The 14,497-nt window shown below is 69.3% G+C and carries 12 protein-coding genes; 4 read left to right on the forward strand and 8 right to left on the reverse strand.

Going from position 1 to position 14,497, the window contains the following annotated elements; genetic code table 11:
• Positions 1-9: 9 nt before the first annotated feature.
• The 4 genes from SGRAN_RS17140 to SGRAN_RS17155 form a co-directional block, all read right to left on the reverse strand.
• Positions 10-783, reverse strand: a complete 774-nt coding sequence (locus SGRAN_RS17140; protein WP_067185678.1) for a TIGR02186 family protein — start codon at positions 781-783, stop codon at positions 10-12.
• Positions 780-1,688: a sulfite exporter TauE/SafE family protein gene (locus SGRAN_RS17145; protein ID WP_067185680.1), complete on the reverse strand. Its 909-nt coding sequence runs from the start codon at positions 1,686-1,688 to the stop codon at positions 780-782. Before SGRAN_RS17145 ends, SGRAN_RS17140 begins: the two co-directional genes overlap by 4 nt.
• A gap of 101 nt (positions 1,689-1,789) precedes the next feature.
• Positions 1,790-2,974, reverse strand: a complete 1,185-nt coding sequence (locus SGRAN_RS17150) for a hypothetical protein (protein WP_148650911.1) — start codon at positions 2,972-2,974, stop codon at positions 1,790-1,792.
• On the reverse strand, positions 2,971-4,428 hold the full coding sequence (locus SGRAN_RS17155; protein WP_082737326.1) for a glycosyl transferase family protein: 1,458 nt from the start codon (positions 4,426-4,428) through the stop codon (positions 2,971-2,973). The genes SGRAN_RS17150 and SGRAN_RS17155 overlap by 4 nt, the downstream gene beginning before the upstream one ends.
• A gap of 512 nt (positions 4,429-4,940) precedes the next feature.
• On the opposite strand from SGRAN_RS17155, the gene nhaA reads away from it, so the two are divergent.
• The 3 genes from nhaA to SGRAN_RS17170 all read left to right on the forward strand — a co-directional run bounded on the left by nhaA (position 4,941) and on the right by SGRAN_RS17170 (position 8,384).
• Positions 4,941-6,218, forward strand: a complete 1,278-nt coding sequence (gene nhaA, locus SGRAN_RS17160) for a Na+/H+ antiporter NhaA (RefSeq protein ID WP_067185686.1) — start codon at positions 4,941-4,943, stop codon at positions 6,216-6,218.
• A gap of 274 nt (positions 6,219-6,492) precedes the next feature.
• A complete protein-coding gene (locus SGRAN_RS17165; protein ID WP_067185688.1) occupies positions 6,493-7,260 on the forward strand; it encodes a tryptophan 2,3-dioxygenase family protein in 768 nt (255 codons plus the stop codon).
• Positions 7,257-8,384, forward strand: coding sequence for an aminotransferase class V-fold PLP-dependent enzyme (locus tag SGRAN_RS17170; RefSeq protein ID WP_067185690.1), 1,128 nt, complete (start codon positions 7,257-7,259; stop codon positions 8,382-8,384). Before SGRAN_RS17165 ends, SGRAN_RS17170 begins: the two co-directional genes overlap by 4 nt.
• Before the next feature lie 3 nt (positions 8,385-8,387).
• Here SGRAN_RS17170 and SGRAN_RS17175 read toward each other — a convergent pair whose 3' ends face one another.
• Positions 8,388-10,136, reverse strand: a complete 1,749-nt coding sequence (locus tag SGRAN_RS17175) for an N-acyl-D-amino-acid deacylase family protein (protein ID WP_067185692.1) — start codon at positions 10,134-10,136, stop codon at positions 8,388-8,390.
• Between the two features lie 270 nt (positions 10,137-10,406).
• On the opposite strand from SGRAN_RS17175, the gene SGRAN_RS17180 reads away from it, so the two are divergent.
• Positions 10,407-10,718, forward strand: coding sequence for an alkylphosphonate utilization protein (locus SGRAN_RS17180; protein ID WP_067185694.1), 312 nt, complete (start codon positions 10,407-10,409; stop codon positions 10,716-10,718).
• Positions 10,719-10,838: 120 nt separating this feature from the next.
• Here SGRAN_RS17180 and SGRAN_RS17185 read toward each other — a convergent pair whose 3' ends face one another.
• The 3 genes from SGRAN_RS17185 to SGRAN_RS17195 all read right to left on the reverse strand — a co-directional run bounded on the left by SGRAN_RS17185 (position 10,839) and on the right by SGRAN_RS17195 (position 14,443).
• The gene (locus SGRAN_RS17185; RefSeq protein WP_067187146.1) at positions 10,839-12,134 is read right to left on the reverse strand and encodes an acyl-CoA dehydrogenase family protein; all 1,296 of its coding nucleotides are present in this window, start codon (positions 12,132-12,134) and stop codon (positions 10,839-10,841) included.
• A 141-nt stretch (positions 12,135-12,275) separates the two neighbouring features.
• Positions 12,276-13,607, reverse strand: coding sequence for a phosphotransferase family protein (locus SGRAN_RS17190; protein WP_067185695.1), 1,332 nt, complete (start codon positions 13,605-13,607; stop codon positions 12,276-12,278).
• Positions 13,608-13,660: 53 nt separating this feature from the next.
• Positions 13,661-14,443 (reverse strand): enoyl-CoA hydratase, encoded by a 783-nt coding sequence (locus SGRAN_RS17195; protein ID WP_067187147.1) that lies wholly within the window; start codon positions 14,441-14,443, stop codon positions 13,661-13,663.
• Positions 14,444-14,497: the final 54 nt, after the last annotated feature.

Here is a 14,497-nt window from a genome sequence, read left to right on the forward strand (position 1 = left end):
GCACCGCCGTCAGCGGCGGCGGAAGAGCGCCGAGGCGCCGTAGCCGAGCACGAGCGACAACAGCACCGCGCTCAATCCATAGAGAAAACCGTGCCGCTGCGCCGCGAGCGCGACGAATCGCTCGAAGCCCGCCTTACGGATCTGCACGTCGCGCGAGGCGACCGCGAGCACCCGCCCCTTGCTGATCAGATAGGTCTCGGCGCGATAGGTGCCGACGGGAACGCGCGCGGGCAGCGGAATGCGTGCGCGGTAGAGCACGCCCTCGGTGATCTCGACCGCCCGGGGGTTCTGGTAGAAGAGTCCCTGGCGCGTGTAGAGGTCGATCAGGCCGTTCTCGAAGCGTTCGAGCTTGCGCGATTCCGAAAAGCCGGTCGGCGACATCGACAGGTTGCTGAGCCCGAGTTCGAAGATCGCCGCGGTGCGCTCGTCGACCAGTTGCTCGATCGGGCGCGACGAGCCGATCGCATAGAAGCCCGGCGAGGTGCGCAGGCGGATGCTGTTCGCATTGACCCACATGCCGGCGACGCGCCGCTTCTCGCGCAGCACGATCGGGCGCACCGGTCCTTTCAGCACGACGACGATGTCGGCGCGGTCGTCGGGCAGGCGCTGCCCCGGATAGAGGATCGCGCCGAACAGCAGCAGTTCCTCGCCGGTGAAGCTGTACTGGATCTCGATCGCGCGGCTCGACACGTCGGGGACAAGGCGCGGATCGGCGGCGTGCGCAGCGCCGCCCAGCCCCACCGTCAGCGCCAGCCAGAGCAGAAAGGCGGCAAGCCGCCTCATTGCACCGTGTAGATTTCGTCGGGACGGATGAACAGGCCGACCGCCATCTGGACCGCGACGAGCAGCACGATGACCGCGAGCGCGAGGCGCAGATATTCGGGCCGCGCCTTTTGCGCGAAGCGCGCGCCGACCTGCGCGCCGGTGACGCTGCCGAGCAGCAGCAGCCCCGCAAGCACGATGTCGACCGCGCCGGTGGTCATCGCATGGACCATCGTCGTGGCGATCGTCACGAACAGGATCTGGAAGAGCGAGGTGCCGACGACCACCTGCGTCCCCATGCCGAGCAGATAGAGCATCGCGGGAACCAGGATGAAGCCGCCGCCGACCCCCAGCAGCATGGTGAGGATGCCGACCGCCATGCCGAGCAGCAGCGGCGCGAGCGGCGAGATATAGAGACCCGAGCGATAGAAGCGCCAGCGCATCGGCAGGTTGGCGACCATCGGATGATGGCGCCGCTTGCGCGGCGGCGGCGGCAGACCCGCCTGCATCGAGCGCAGCGTCCCCCACGCCTCGCGCCCCATCAGCGCGCCGACAGTGCCGAGCAGGCCGACATAGAGGATCGAGATCGCGGTATCGATCTGCCCGAGCGCCGCGAGCAGTTCGAACAGTCCGGCGCCGATCAGCGAGCCGAGCAGCCCCCCGGCGACGAGCACCGAGCCCATGCGCAGGTCGACCGCGTCGCGATCGAGGTAGGCCATCACCCCCGACACGCTGGCCCCCGTCACCTGCGTCGCGGCCGAGGCCACCGCCACCGTCGGCGGAATGCCGTAGAAGATCAGCAGCGGCGTGGTCAGGAAACCGCCGCCGACGCCGAACATCCCCGACAGCAGGCCGACGCCGCCGCCGAGCAGGACGATCACCAGCGCGTTGACCGACAGATTGGCGACGGGAAGATAAAGATCCATGGAACCCTGAACGATGGCCGAGCCCCGAACGGGGCCGATTCCGCCACCCTAGACCATTTTTCGGAGACGGGGAATCGGCTGTGCGGCGAATGCGGAGAATTTCAGAAATCGGCCGCCAGCGTCAGCGCCAGCCCGCTTTCGGGGCGTGCTTCGCCCGCGATGCGCTGGCGCCAGTCGAGCGCCACCCGGCTGCCCTCGCCGACGCGGGGCAGGCGCAGCGTCAGCCGCGGCCCGACATCGACCCGCCCGGCGCCGGGCTGGACCGCGCCCGCCGCGAGCGCGCCGATCCGCAACCGGCCGGCGCCGTCCGCGCCGAAGCCGCGGTCGATCGCCACCGCACCGTCGGCAAACGCGTCGCGTCGCTGCGCCCCGACGACCCCGGCCTGGCCATAGGCTTCGAGGCGGAAGCCCTTCGTCAGCGGCACGTCGCCGACCCCACCGCTGACGAAAGCGGCGAGCGCGGTCCGGCCTTCGCGGCCGATGGCGACGCGCTGCTCGACGGCAACATCGATCGGCCAGCCCGTCACCGGCGCATGGACGACACCGAACGCCAGCTCACGCTGCCGCGTCCGTTCGAGCGCGACGATCGCGCGGCCATAGACGCGCGTCCGCCCTGTCGCGCCAAGGCCGTAGGCCAGCCGGGCGCCCGCCTGACTGCCGCCGAGCCCGCCGGCCGCTGCAATTCCACCGGGCATCGCACCCGACGCTTCGCGCAGATAGACCCAGCCGCCGAGCGATAGGCCGCTCAGGTCGCGCTGCATCCAGAAGGGCGCACCGCGCCCCGGATCGGCGGGCCACGCCGACACTCCGGTAGGCCATGGCAGCGATCCGCGCAGCGCCGAGCGCGCCTCTCTACCGATCGGCGCGGGCAGCGTGCGCGCGATCAGCGCGAGGCGAATTGCATGGCGGTCGGTCCCCCATCCCGCGAAACCCGGCTCGCCGCCGCTCCGGCCGCTGACGGCAGTCGGTTGGCCGACCGTCGGGGCACGATCGGCGACCGATGCGAAACGCGGCTCGCCGACGGGCACGGCGGCGGCGCGGCGCGGCGGTGCAGGCGCGGGCATCGCATCGCTGCGACTTGGAGTGGCGAGCGCGGCGTCGCGCCATTGCGGCGCGACGAAGGACGCCGGTGGCCGCCAGCGATCTGCGCCCGGATCGGACAGCAGCCAGGCGGGATTCCACAGCATCATCGTCCGCAGCGCGATCCAGCCCCCGACGCACAGCGCCAGAAAGCGCAGCGCCGAAGCGTCGCGGCGCGAGCGCGGACCGGGCGAAAGCATCATCATGCGATCCGCACCGGCATCGCCAGCGGATCGGCCAGCGGATCGGCCAGCGGATCAAGTTGAGAGGGCGGCGGCGCTTCGCTATGCCGCGTCTTGTCCCAGACCACCTCGCGCGATCGCAGCATCCGGCCGTAAAGCAGAATCGCCCGGCGGGCGGCGAGCATGGCGACGATATTCGCAACGAAGGCCCGCGGAACCGACAGCAATGCCTCGCGCATTCCGTACCAGCGCGCCGCAAAATGCCCCCGCATCCCGAGCCGCCAGAGCAGCAGTGCGGCATCGACCGCCAGCAGCAGGCGGAAGCCGTCGCCGATCGGCGACGGCGCCCAGCCGAGCAGCGCCTCGCCGGCCCACACGACCCCCGTCGCGATCATGCCGACATAAGCGGCAAGCAGGATCAGCGCCGCGAGCGGTACCCGGCGATCGCGCCACAGCATCCAGCGCGCCAGCCACGCGCGGAGTCGGCCGCCGTTTCCACCCGCCAGCGATGGCCAGCCGAGATGATCCCAGCCGGCGAGCGAAATGCCCGCGACCCAGCGCGCCTTCTGCCGCGCCGCCGCCTCCAGCGTTGCCGGGAACGCCCCGCGCGAGACCACCGGATCGCCCGGCGCGCTCCACGCCTCGACGAAGGCGGCGGACAGCCCGTAATGGCCGATGAGCATGCCGGCCTCATAATCCTCGGTCAGGCTGTCGGCGCGAAACGGCGCGCCGCCGCGGTGCAGCGCGAGCAGCGAAAGCGCGTCGCGGGCGAAGGCGCAACCGACGCCCGCCGCGGGCAGCGGCAGTCCCAGATGCGAGCGAACGACCAGTTCCTTGCCGTGCGCCTCGGCGAACTCGTCGCCATAATGGCCGCTGACCCACGTCGCGCCCGCGCCTTTCGTCGGCACGACGGGAATCTGGATCATCGCATGATCGGGCAGCCAGTCGCGATAGAGCGCGATCTCGGCCGGGTGGACGCGATCCTCCGCATCGTGGAGGACGATGGCGGCAAAGCGCAGCCCCTCGCGCCGCTCATCCTCGCAAAGCGCATCCCACAGCCGGTTGAGATTGTCCCCCTTGGTCGTCGGACCGTCGGCGTCGCCGATGACGAGCCGCACCCGCGGGTCGCGCGCCGCAAACGGCGCGGCGGCGAACAGCGTGGCGGCATCGTTGGGATAGCAGCCGACATAGAGGCGGACCGCCTCGCCAACCCAGGCGCGGAGCGCGTGGACCAACGTGTGGGGCAGGACATCGGCCTCGTCCCACGCGGGTACGAAAACCGCGAAGACGCCGCGCAACCGCGGCCCGGCAGGACGGCTCACCGCACGCCGGGCGATGCTGCGGCGGATCCCGAACCACAAGCCGTCGAACAGCAGGTCGTCAAGACCCATGACGAGGATGCCGACTGCCGCGAAGAGCATCAGTTCGTGGCGGATGCCCTGCACCAGCCATTCGATCCATGCGGCCGCCTGATCCACCGCCGAACTCGCCCCCCTGCGCCGACGTCCATCTCCCGAGGGGTTCATGCCTAATGCCGGTCACGCATTTGTAAAGTGTGAGGAATGCGGGGTGGTGACTCAGTTTGAAAGCAGGAGCGAGGTTTTGCTTTCTTCGTCACCCCGGACTTGATCGGGATATATACCCTTCAGGCAAGTCAGGAGCTGTTCCCCGGCGAAAGCCGGGGTCCATGCGTGGTAGCGCCGTGCCATCTGGACCCCGGCTTTCGCCGGGGAACAGTGACTTGTCGAAAAGGGATAATTGCCGATCAAGTCCGGGGTGACGAGATAGGAAATTGCTCCTTCCGAATCCGGACTGAGTCACTACCGAATGCGGGCAGCATAGCTCGCAGGCTTAATCCACGACGCCTGCCCTCCCTTCCCGCAAGCGGGAGAAGAGCGGCGGCGTTGGCTTCGGTTTGATCCGCGCACACCGAGCGGGCATAGGGATGGCCACCCTCCCGCCAACGCCGACCCGACAGGATATTCCCCGCATGCCGCATCGCCCGACGCCCCGTTCCGTCCTGCGCGCCTTTCTGGCGAGCGAGAGCGCCGGTGGGATGCTGCTGATCGTCGCGGCGGCGCTGGCGATGCTGGTCGCCAACTCGTCCTTCGGTCCGGCTTACCACCATGCGGTCCATGCCGTGACCGGGCCGGTGCTGGCCGACGCACTCGGCCCGATGACGGTGCATCTGTGGATCAACGACGGGCTGATGGCGGTCTTCTTTCTGCTCGTCGGGCTGGAGATCAAGCGCGAGTTCGTCGATGGGCGGCTCGCCAGCTGGGATCGGCGGCGCCTGCCGATGATCGCCGCGGCGGCGGGGATGGCGGTGCCGGCGCTGCTCTATACGCTGCTCGCGGGTGGCACCCCTGGCCTCGCGCGGGGCTGGGCGATCCCGGCGGCGACCGACATCGCCTTCGCGATCGGCGTGCTGGCATTGCTCGGGCGCCGCGCGCCGACCTCGCTCAAGCTGTTCCTCGTCACCGTCGCGATCGTCGACGACATGGGCGCGGTGGCGATCATCGCGCTCTTCTACACCGCGCAGATCGACCTCGCGGCGCTGGCCGCCGCCGCCGCGGTGCTCGCGGTCATGGCCGCGTGCAACCGCGCGGGCGTCCGGCGCCTTTCGGTCTATGTCCCGCTGTTCGGCCTGCTCTGGTACGCGATGCTGCTGTCGGGGGTGCATGCGACGATCGCCGGGGTCCTCGCCGCGACCGCCATCCCCTTCGAGCGCACCCCCGATGCGCCCGACAGCGCGACTTCGCCGCTCCACCGGCTCGAGCATGCGCTGCATCCGTGGGTCGCGTTCGCGATCGTTCCGCTGTTCGGTTTCGCCAATGCAGGGGTCGATATCGGCGGGCTGACCGCCGCGCAGATATTCTCGCCGCTGCCGCTCGGCATCGCGGCGGGGCTGTTCCTGGGCAAGCAGGTCGGCATCTTCGGCAGCGTCTGGCTGTCGGTGAAGCTCGGCATCGCGGGGCCGCTGCGCGGCGCGACCTGGTGGCAGGTCTATGGCGTCGCGCTGCTGTGCGGCATCGGCTTCACGATGAGCCTGTTCATCGGCGGCCTCGCCTTCCCCGGCGAACCGCTGCTGGTCGAGGAGGCGAAGATCGGGATATTGATGGGGTCGCTGGCCGCGGCACTCGCGGGTTTCGCCGTGCTGCGCATCGCGCCGCTGCACCCGCGGCACGACGCGATCGAGCACGAAGCGCGCGCCGAGATCGACGCCGACGGCGACGTCCGCGATACGTCGGACGCGGCGACGAATTAGGCTGGCGACGGCGCGGCGCGGCATGCTATCGATCGGGGCGTGACGCTATCAGGCATCCCGGCTGGCGATCGCGGCTCCGTGCGGCGGGGCGGCGAGTTCCGCGCGCACGTAGCGCGCGCTTCCGCCGGCCGGAGGCGCCGCGCCGGCATGCCGCTCTGGCTCGGCCAGGCCGGATCGCCGCGCCACCCCCCTGCGGGCGTCACCCCGCGCGACTGACCGGCCGGCGCGGACCCGCGCCCCGTCCATTCGTGCCATTTTCGCAAGGGGATGCCCCATGCTCGACAAGATCGAAGTCCACAACCGTATCGAGACGCCCGAGATGAAGGATTACGGCGTCTACCTGTCGGTCGACCGCCTGCTCCAGTGCCAGAAGCGGCTCGCCGACCTGTCCACGCCCGACGAATTGCAGTTCCAGATCGTCCATCAGATCGAGGAGCTGTGGATGAAGCTGATGGCCTTCACGCTCGCCGAGATCGACGGGCACATGGCCGCGCGCGAGACGATGCGCGTCCTGACGCTGTTCGGCCGCGTCCACCGCATCATGCAGCTGATGACCGACCAGCTTGCGCTGCTCGAGACGATGAGTCCGTTCGACTATCAGGCGATCCGGCTGCTGCTCGGCAACGGATCGGGACAGGAAAGTCCCGGTTTCCAGCTGCTGCTGACGCTGCCGCAACCGTTATGGGCGCGCTACAAGACGGTCTATCTCGACGCGGCCGGGCGCAGCGTCGCCGACGTCTACGACACCGGCTATCGGCACGACGACGCCTATATGGTCGCCGAGGCGATGGTCGAGTTCGACGAGCTGTTCCAGCTGTTCCGCGCGCACCATATCCAGCTGATCCACCGGTCGATCGGCATGGGGTCGAAATCGCTGAAGGGGCGCCCCGTCGAGTTGCTCAACGCGGGCATGCGGCACCGTTTCTTTCCCGAGCTGTGGGACATCCGCTGCGAGATGACCGACCGCTGGGGCGCCGAATATGGCGTGAAGCGGGCGAGCATCAGCGGCGCGTCGGCGGCGGGCCACGGCAGCGGGCTGTGACCGGCACGCTGCTTTCGGAAGCGGTCGCGGACCGCTTCCACCTGCCCCCCGGCGCCGTGTACCTCAAGAGTCACAGCGTCGGCTGCCAGCCGCGCGCCGCCGAGGAGCTGCTGCGCGACCGGATGCTGGCGCCGTGGCGCGACACCGGCGAGGCGTGGCCCGACTGGCTGGCCGCGATCGACGCCTGGCGCGCCGCGCTGGCGGGCCTGATCGGCGTCGAAGCCCGCGACCTGTGCCCCGCGACCAACGTCAGCGCCGGCCTGTCGCGCTATCTTTCGGCGCTTGGCGCCGCGACCGGGCGGCGGACGATCCTGCTTGCGCCGAGTGCCTTTCCGACCATCGGCTATGTCGCCGGCGGGCTGGCGGCGGCGGGGTGGACGGTGCGTTACCTGCCCGACGATGCCGACGTGCGCGACGTCGCGAACTGGACTGCGGCGCTCGACGACGATGTCGCGCTGGCGGTCCCGATGCACGTCAGTTCGAACAGCGGCGCGCTGACCGACATTGCGGCGGTCGCGGCGGCCGCGCACGCCGCGGGAGCGCGCTGCATCGCCGATTGCGCCCAATCGGTCGGCGTCGTGCCCGTCACCCCCGCCGCATGGGGCGTCGACGCGGTTCTGGGCACCAGCGTCAAATGGCTGTGCGGCGGCCCCGGCGGCGCCTGGCTGTGGGTCGCTCCGCACGACCGCACCGCGCTCTGCCCCAGCGAGCGCGGCTGGTGGAGCCACGCCGATCCCTTCGAGATGGCGATCGGCGATTTCCGCTACGCGCCCGACGCGCGCCGCTGGTGGGGCGGCACCCCCGACGTCGCGCCCTTCATCCTGTCCACCGCCGGGATCGCGGAGATCGCGGCGATCGGCGTGGACCGGATCGCGGCGCACAACCGCACGCTGCAGGCGATGCTGCGCGACGCGCTGGAGGCCGCGACGCCGCAATGGCGCTGGCCCGAGGGCGCGATCGGCGGGACGCTGTGCATCGACACCGGCGCCGACCAGCCGCGCGTCGCGGCGCTGCTGGACCGGCACGGCCTGCGCGCCGATTTTCGCGGCACCGTGCTACGGCTGTCCTTCCACGCCTATAATAGCGTAGCGGACGTGGAGACGGCGGCGGCGGCGCTGGCCTGAGACCTATTCGGCCGCCATCGCCAGTTCGACGCGCTGCGGGCCGCGGATGACGGTGCCGGGATAGGCGCCCTGCCCCTCGCCGCCGCGGAAGGTCACCACCCCCGACTTGATCGTCGCATCATAGCCGTCCGCCTTTTGCAGCAGGCGCTTGCCGCCCGCGGGCAGGTCGAAGGCAAGCCAGGGTTTGCCGAGCCGAATCCGCTCCATGTCGACGACGTTGATGTCGGCGAGATAGCCGGGGGCGATCAGGCCGCGATCCTCGAGCCCGTAGAGGAGCGCGGTATCACGGCACTGGCGCTTGATCGCGCGTTCGAGCGGAATGCGCCCGCCGCGCTTGCGGTCGCGCACCCAATGCTGGAGCATGAAGGTCGGCGACGCGGCGTCGCAGATCGTGCCGCAATGCGCGCCGCCGTCGGACAGGCTGTTCACCGTGTCATCGGCGTCCTGCAACGCTTCGAGGAAATCGAGATTGCCGTCGGCATAGTTGAGGATCGGCAGATAGGCGAAGCCGGCCCCGTCGTCGCGGCATAGCAGGTCGTAGGCATAGGCCGCGGGATCGATCCCCGCCGCCGCGGCGCGCGCCGCGATGCTGGCCTCCGGCCCCGGCTCATAGTCGAAATCCTCGTCCATCTCGAACTGCATCGTCCAGCCGCCGGCGACGACCATCAGCAGCCCCATGATGTCCTTGGGCACCTCGCTGAAATCATTCTCCTCCGCCAGCAGCCGCGCCCGGAAGGCCGGGTCGAGCAGCTTCGCCTTCTGCTCGTCCCACGACAGCGCCTCGATCGCGCGCCATGACGGGCGGAAGCGGAAGGGATGCACGGTGCCGCGCCACGCCATGATGATGCCGTTGCCGCGCAGCGCGATCTGCGCGACGATATTCGCGCCCTTCGCATTTTCGGCACGCATCGTTTCGATCTGCTCGTCGAGCGGCAGTTCCTTGGCGATCGACTGGAGCGCGGCGAAGGTCACGGGCAGGCCGGTTTCGCGGCTGAGCTTGCCCATCCAGTCGAACTCGTTCCATTCGCGGTTGAGGTCGCTCGCCATCTCGAACACGCCGTAGCCGACGCGCCCCATCGCGCGGCCGATCTCGATCAGTTCCTCCGCCGTTGCAGTGGTGCCGGGGACGACCTCTCCATCGACCGACTTGTGGATCACCGTGCGGCTGGTCGAAAAGCCGAGCGCGCCCGCGCGCACGCCTTCCTCGACGATACGCGACATCTCCACGATGTCCTCGGCGGTCGGCACCGCGCCCGGCTTTTCCCGGTCGCCGAGCACATAGGCGCGCACCGCACCGTGCGGGACGTGGCAGGCGACGTCGATCGTGCGCGGCAGCTTTTCGAGTGCGTCCATATATTCGGGGAAGGTTTCCCAGTCCCACGACATCCCCTCGGCAAGCGCGGTGCCGGGAATATCCTCGACCCCTTCCATCAGGCCGATCAGCCAGTCGTGGCGATCGGGACGCGCGGGGGCGAAGCCGACGCCGCAATTGCCCATGACGACGGTGGTGACGCCGTGCCAGCTCGACGGGGCCATTTCCGGGTCCCACGTCGCCTGCCCGTCATAATGGGTGTGGACGTCGACGAAACCGGGAGTGACGATCCGGCCGCGCGCGTCGATCTCCTCGCGGCCCGCACCGATGTCGGCGCCGACCGCGACGATGCGATCGCCGTCGATCGCGACATCGGCGACAAAGGGCTGCGCGCCCGAACCATCGACGACCGTGCCGCCGCGAATCACCAGATCATGCATGCCGACTCTCCCGATTATTTGGCTCTGTTTTTCGTTTCAGGGAGAAACCTATCATGGATTGCCGAGATGCCAAGCGCTTTGGGACCGAGCCTTGAAGCCACAAAAGTCACGCATGCTCGCATCGTTTTGTGTCCTTTGTGGCTTGAGAGCATCGTGCGTCAAATCTGCATCACCCTTTCTGCCGGGGAGCGGCAGGGGCGCTGCCGACTGCCGCCCTTCCCCTCGCAATGGCGATTCCCATCGGCGCCGTCCTGTTCTAAGAGCGGCGCCATGACCAGCGACGATGAAGACTATGTCTATGACGAGGCGAGCGGCGAATGGCTGCCCGCGAGCGAAGCGCGCGCACGGACCGAAGCCGCCGCCGCGGGACCCGAGGTGCGCGACGCGGTCGGCAACCTGCTGAACGACGGCGATTCGGTGGTGCTGGTCAAGGACCTGACGGTGAAGGGCGCGGGCCAGACACTGAAGGTCGGCACGGTCATCAAGTCGATCCGCCTGACCGGCGACGCGCAGGAGATCGACTGCCGGCACGAAGGAATCAAGGGACTGGTGCTGCGCGCCGAATTCGTGCGGAAGCGCTAACGCCCTTTACTTTTTCGTGTTCCCCCGCGAAGGCGGGGGTCCATCTCCGGCCGGTTCAAGATAGCATGCACCGGAGATGGGTCCCCGCCTTCGCGGGGACACACGGTCTTTGTATGATCCTCAAATCTTCCCCAGCGTCTCCTTGCGCGGCCCCATGAAGCCGAACAGATAGGCCGCGACCTTGCGCATCTGGATTTCCTCCGCACCCTCGGTGATGCGGTAGCGGCGGTGGTGGCGATAGATGTGCTCGAAGGGCTTGTGCCGCGAATAGCCGATGCCGCCGTGCACCTGCATCGCGCGATCGGCGGCCTGACAGACGAGCCGGTTCGCCCAATAGTTGCACATGCTGACCTTGTCGGACAGCCGGCGCTCGATCTCCTTGTGCGGCATGTTGTCCATCTCCCACGCCGTCTTGCGGATCAGCAGGCGCAGCATCTCCGCCTGCGTCGCCAGTTCGACCAGCGGGAACTGGATCGCCTGATTCTTCGCCAGCGCCTCGCCGAACGGCTTGCGCTCGCGCGCGTAGCGCACGCTTTCCTCGATGCAGTAGACCGCCGCGCCCAGCGACGAGGCCGCCTGGCGGATGCGGTTCTGGTGGACGAAGCTCTGCGCGATGGCGAGCCCGCCGTCGACCGGGCCGAGCCGCGCGCTGTCGGGCACCCACACGTCGGTGAAGCTGACGCGCGGATGGTCGGTCGGCATGTTGAAGGTCCACAGATATTCCTCGATGACGAGGCCCGGCGACGGGTTGGGGACGAGCAGGCAGGTGATGCCCTTCGCGCTGCCGTCCTCGCCGCTGGTGCGGCAGAAGGTCGCGCAGTGGGTCGCGACGTGCATCCCCGTCGTCCACATCTTCTCGCCGTTGATCAGCCAGCCGTCGACGCCGTCGCGCGTCTCGCGCACCGCGCGCGTTTCCATATGCGTCGCGTCGCTGCCATGGTCGGGCTCGGTCAGGCCGAAGGCGGCACGGCGCTTGCCCTCGAAGCCGCCGAGGATGAATTCCTGCTTCTGTTCGTCGCTGGTCCCGAACTGTTCGAACATCGCGACGAAGGGGAAGTTGCCGACGATGCTATGCTCGTTCTGCAGGTCGTTGTGGAGGCCGAGTCCCTTCGCCGCGAAATGCTCGCGGATCACCGCCATCCACAGGTTCGACCCGTCCTTGCCGCCATATTGGCTGGGCGCCGAGAAGCGCCAGTGCCCCGCCGCGTCGGCACGCCGCGTCGCCTGCTTCAGCAGCGCCTCCCATTCATGCCGCGGCAGGCCCTGATTGTCCCAGTCGGTGCGGCTGTGCTCGCGCCGATGGTCGAAGAAGCGGATATTGTCGTCCGCCTCCTCCAGCGGCCTGATCTCGGCTTCGATGAACGCGTCGAGTTCGTCCAGATAGGCCTGCAGGTCGGGTGCAATCGCGAAATCCATCATCCTCTCCCTTTCAATTCTGACCCGTCACCCGCGCCGTTCGTGCTGAGCTTGTCGAAGCACCGTTCTTTCCTTCAAGATCGATGGAAAGAACAGCCCTTCGACAAGCTCAGGGCAAACGGAGAGGAGTATGCGGATCCCCTAGCCGTCCCACTGCTCCCGCGCCTGCGCGAGCGCGGCATATTTGGGGCTGTCGACGGCGCATTTGTCGAGCACGGCGCGGCGCAGCCGGGCGAGCAGGCCGGGTTCGGCGAGCGTCGTCGCCCCGGACAGCATGGCCTCCGCCAGCGCGCGATCCTCGGCGCGAACCCCGGCTTCGAGGTCGCGCATCACGATGCCGAGCGCGTTCATCGCGACCACCACCTGAAACTTGCCGTGCCCCTCGGCGCCGGGCTTGATCGCCTCACCCAGCCAGTCGCGCACCGCCTGCACCATCTCGCGCGTCGTCGGCTCGCCGACCGGGGGCGCCGGCGGGGCGGACGACGGCGGCAGCGGACGCGACCGCTCGGCCGCGGGCGCCTCGTCGCCGAGCAGCAGCAGCAGGTCGAGTTCCTGCTCGGCGGTGCGGCGCCCGACGACGACGCGCTCGACCGTGGTGTCGGCGCCGCTGCGCCAAGCCTGCCCCATCTGCAGGCAGCCGAGCGCCCACCAGAGCGTGCGATAGACCAGCCAGAAGCGGAATCTCTCGCGGTCGACCTTGCGCCCGCCCGCCGCTTCATAGGCCGCGAAATAATCCTCGAGACTGCCGACCCCGAAAGCCGGCCGGTCGAGCCGGCCGAAGCGCCACACCGTCATGCAGCCGAACGCCAGATCCTCGTGCGGGTCGCCGAGATGGGCGAGCTCCCAGTCGAGCACCGCGGCCAGCCCGTCCGCGTCGACCATCACATTGCCCATGCGATAATCGCCATGGACCAGCACCGGATCGGCGGGCGCGGGCAGATGCGCCTCGCACCAGCGGACGGCGAGCGCGATCACCGGCCGGTCGCCGCCATAGGCGAGGAAGCGCGCCTTGAGCTCGGCAAGCGCCGCGGCGGTGTCCATCACCTTTATGCCATCGGGGATCGCCGCGCGCGGCAGCGCGTGGATCAGCGCGAGTTCGCGCCCGAGATCGGCGACGAGCGACGGCGGCGGGTCGGCCAGTATCTTCGCCGGGCTGACCTCCGCGACCACCCGCCGCATGACATAGCCGGTGCCCATGCCGTCGGTATCCGCCAGCACCCCGACCACCTCGGGCGCCCTCACCCCGCCCGCGTGCGCCGCCCGGACCAGCGCCGCCTCGACCGCGTGGCTGTAGGGGCGCCCCTCCATATATTCGGCCGAGGGCGCGCGGCGCAGGACATAGGCGCGCCCCGCCCAGTCGAACGCCCAGCTTTCCATGTTGGCGCCGCCCGACAGGCGCGACAGACCCGAAAGCTCGCCGGGGCCGGCGATGCGCGTCATGAAGGCGGAAAGCGGTTGCACGAGATCGGTCATTACTTAACCTTGCTAAGTATTTTTGCGGTGGGCAAGCGCGAATCGCCCGCGGATCACCCCGCGCGTTCGCGCCCGCGCCTCATCACCGCCAGGCGCCGAGCCTCGACCGCGTCGGCGCTGACCGTACGGTTCGCCGCCGACGAGCGCGCATGTTCGAGCGCCAGCGCCTCGCCGTAGGGCAGCGCATAGCCGTCGTCGATCAGCGCCCTGTAGGCGCGCACCATCGCGGGGTCGGCGCTCGCGATGTCGCGTGCGAGCGCCTGCGCGGCGGGCAGCAGGTCCTCGGGCGCGACGACGCGGTTCACCAGACCCCAGTCGCGCGCCGCCTCCGCCCCCAGGAAATTGCCGGTGAGCGACAATTCCTTGGCGCGGCCGAGGCCGATCAGGCGCGACAGCTTCTGCGACAGGCCCCAGCCCGGCATCACCACGACGCGCGCGTGGGTGTCGGCAAAGCGCGCGTTGGTCGAGGCGATCAATATGTCGCAGGCGAGCGCCACCTCGAACCCGCCGGTGATCGCGACCCCGTTGATCGCGCCGATCACCGGCTGCGGGCACAGTTCGATCGCCTTCACGGGATTTTCGTCGGCGCCCTCCGCGTTGGCGGCGCCGAGGTTACCGGTGTCGGCGCCCAGTTCCTTGAGGTCGAGCCCCGCGGTGAACGCCCGCTCGCCCGCGCCGGTCAGCACGATCGCGCGAATCCCGTCATCGGCGGCAAGCCCGCGCATCGCGGCGGCAAACTCGGCTCGCAGCGCGCGCGACAGTGCATTCATCGCCTCGGGCCGGTTGAGGGTGACGGTGGCGACGGCATCGTCGCGGGTGACGAGGACGAGGGACATCATCTTCTCCCAAAAAGAAAGGGCGGCCGTTTGCGGGCCGCCCTTTTTCCGTTC

Source organism: Sphingopyxis granuli (assembly GCF_001559015.1).
Taxonomy (GTDB): Bacteria; Pseudomonadota; Alphaproteobacteria; order Sphingomonadales; family Sphingomonadaceae; genus Sphingopyxis; species Sphingopyxis granuli.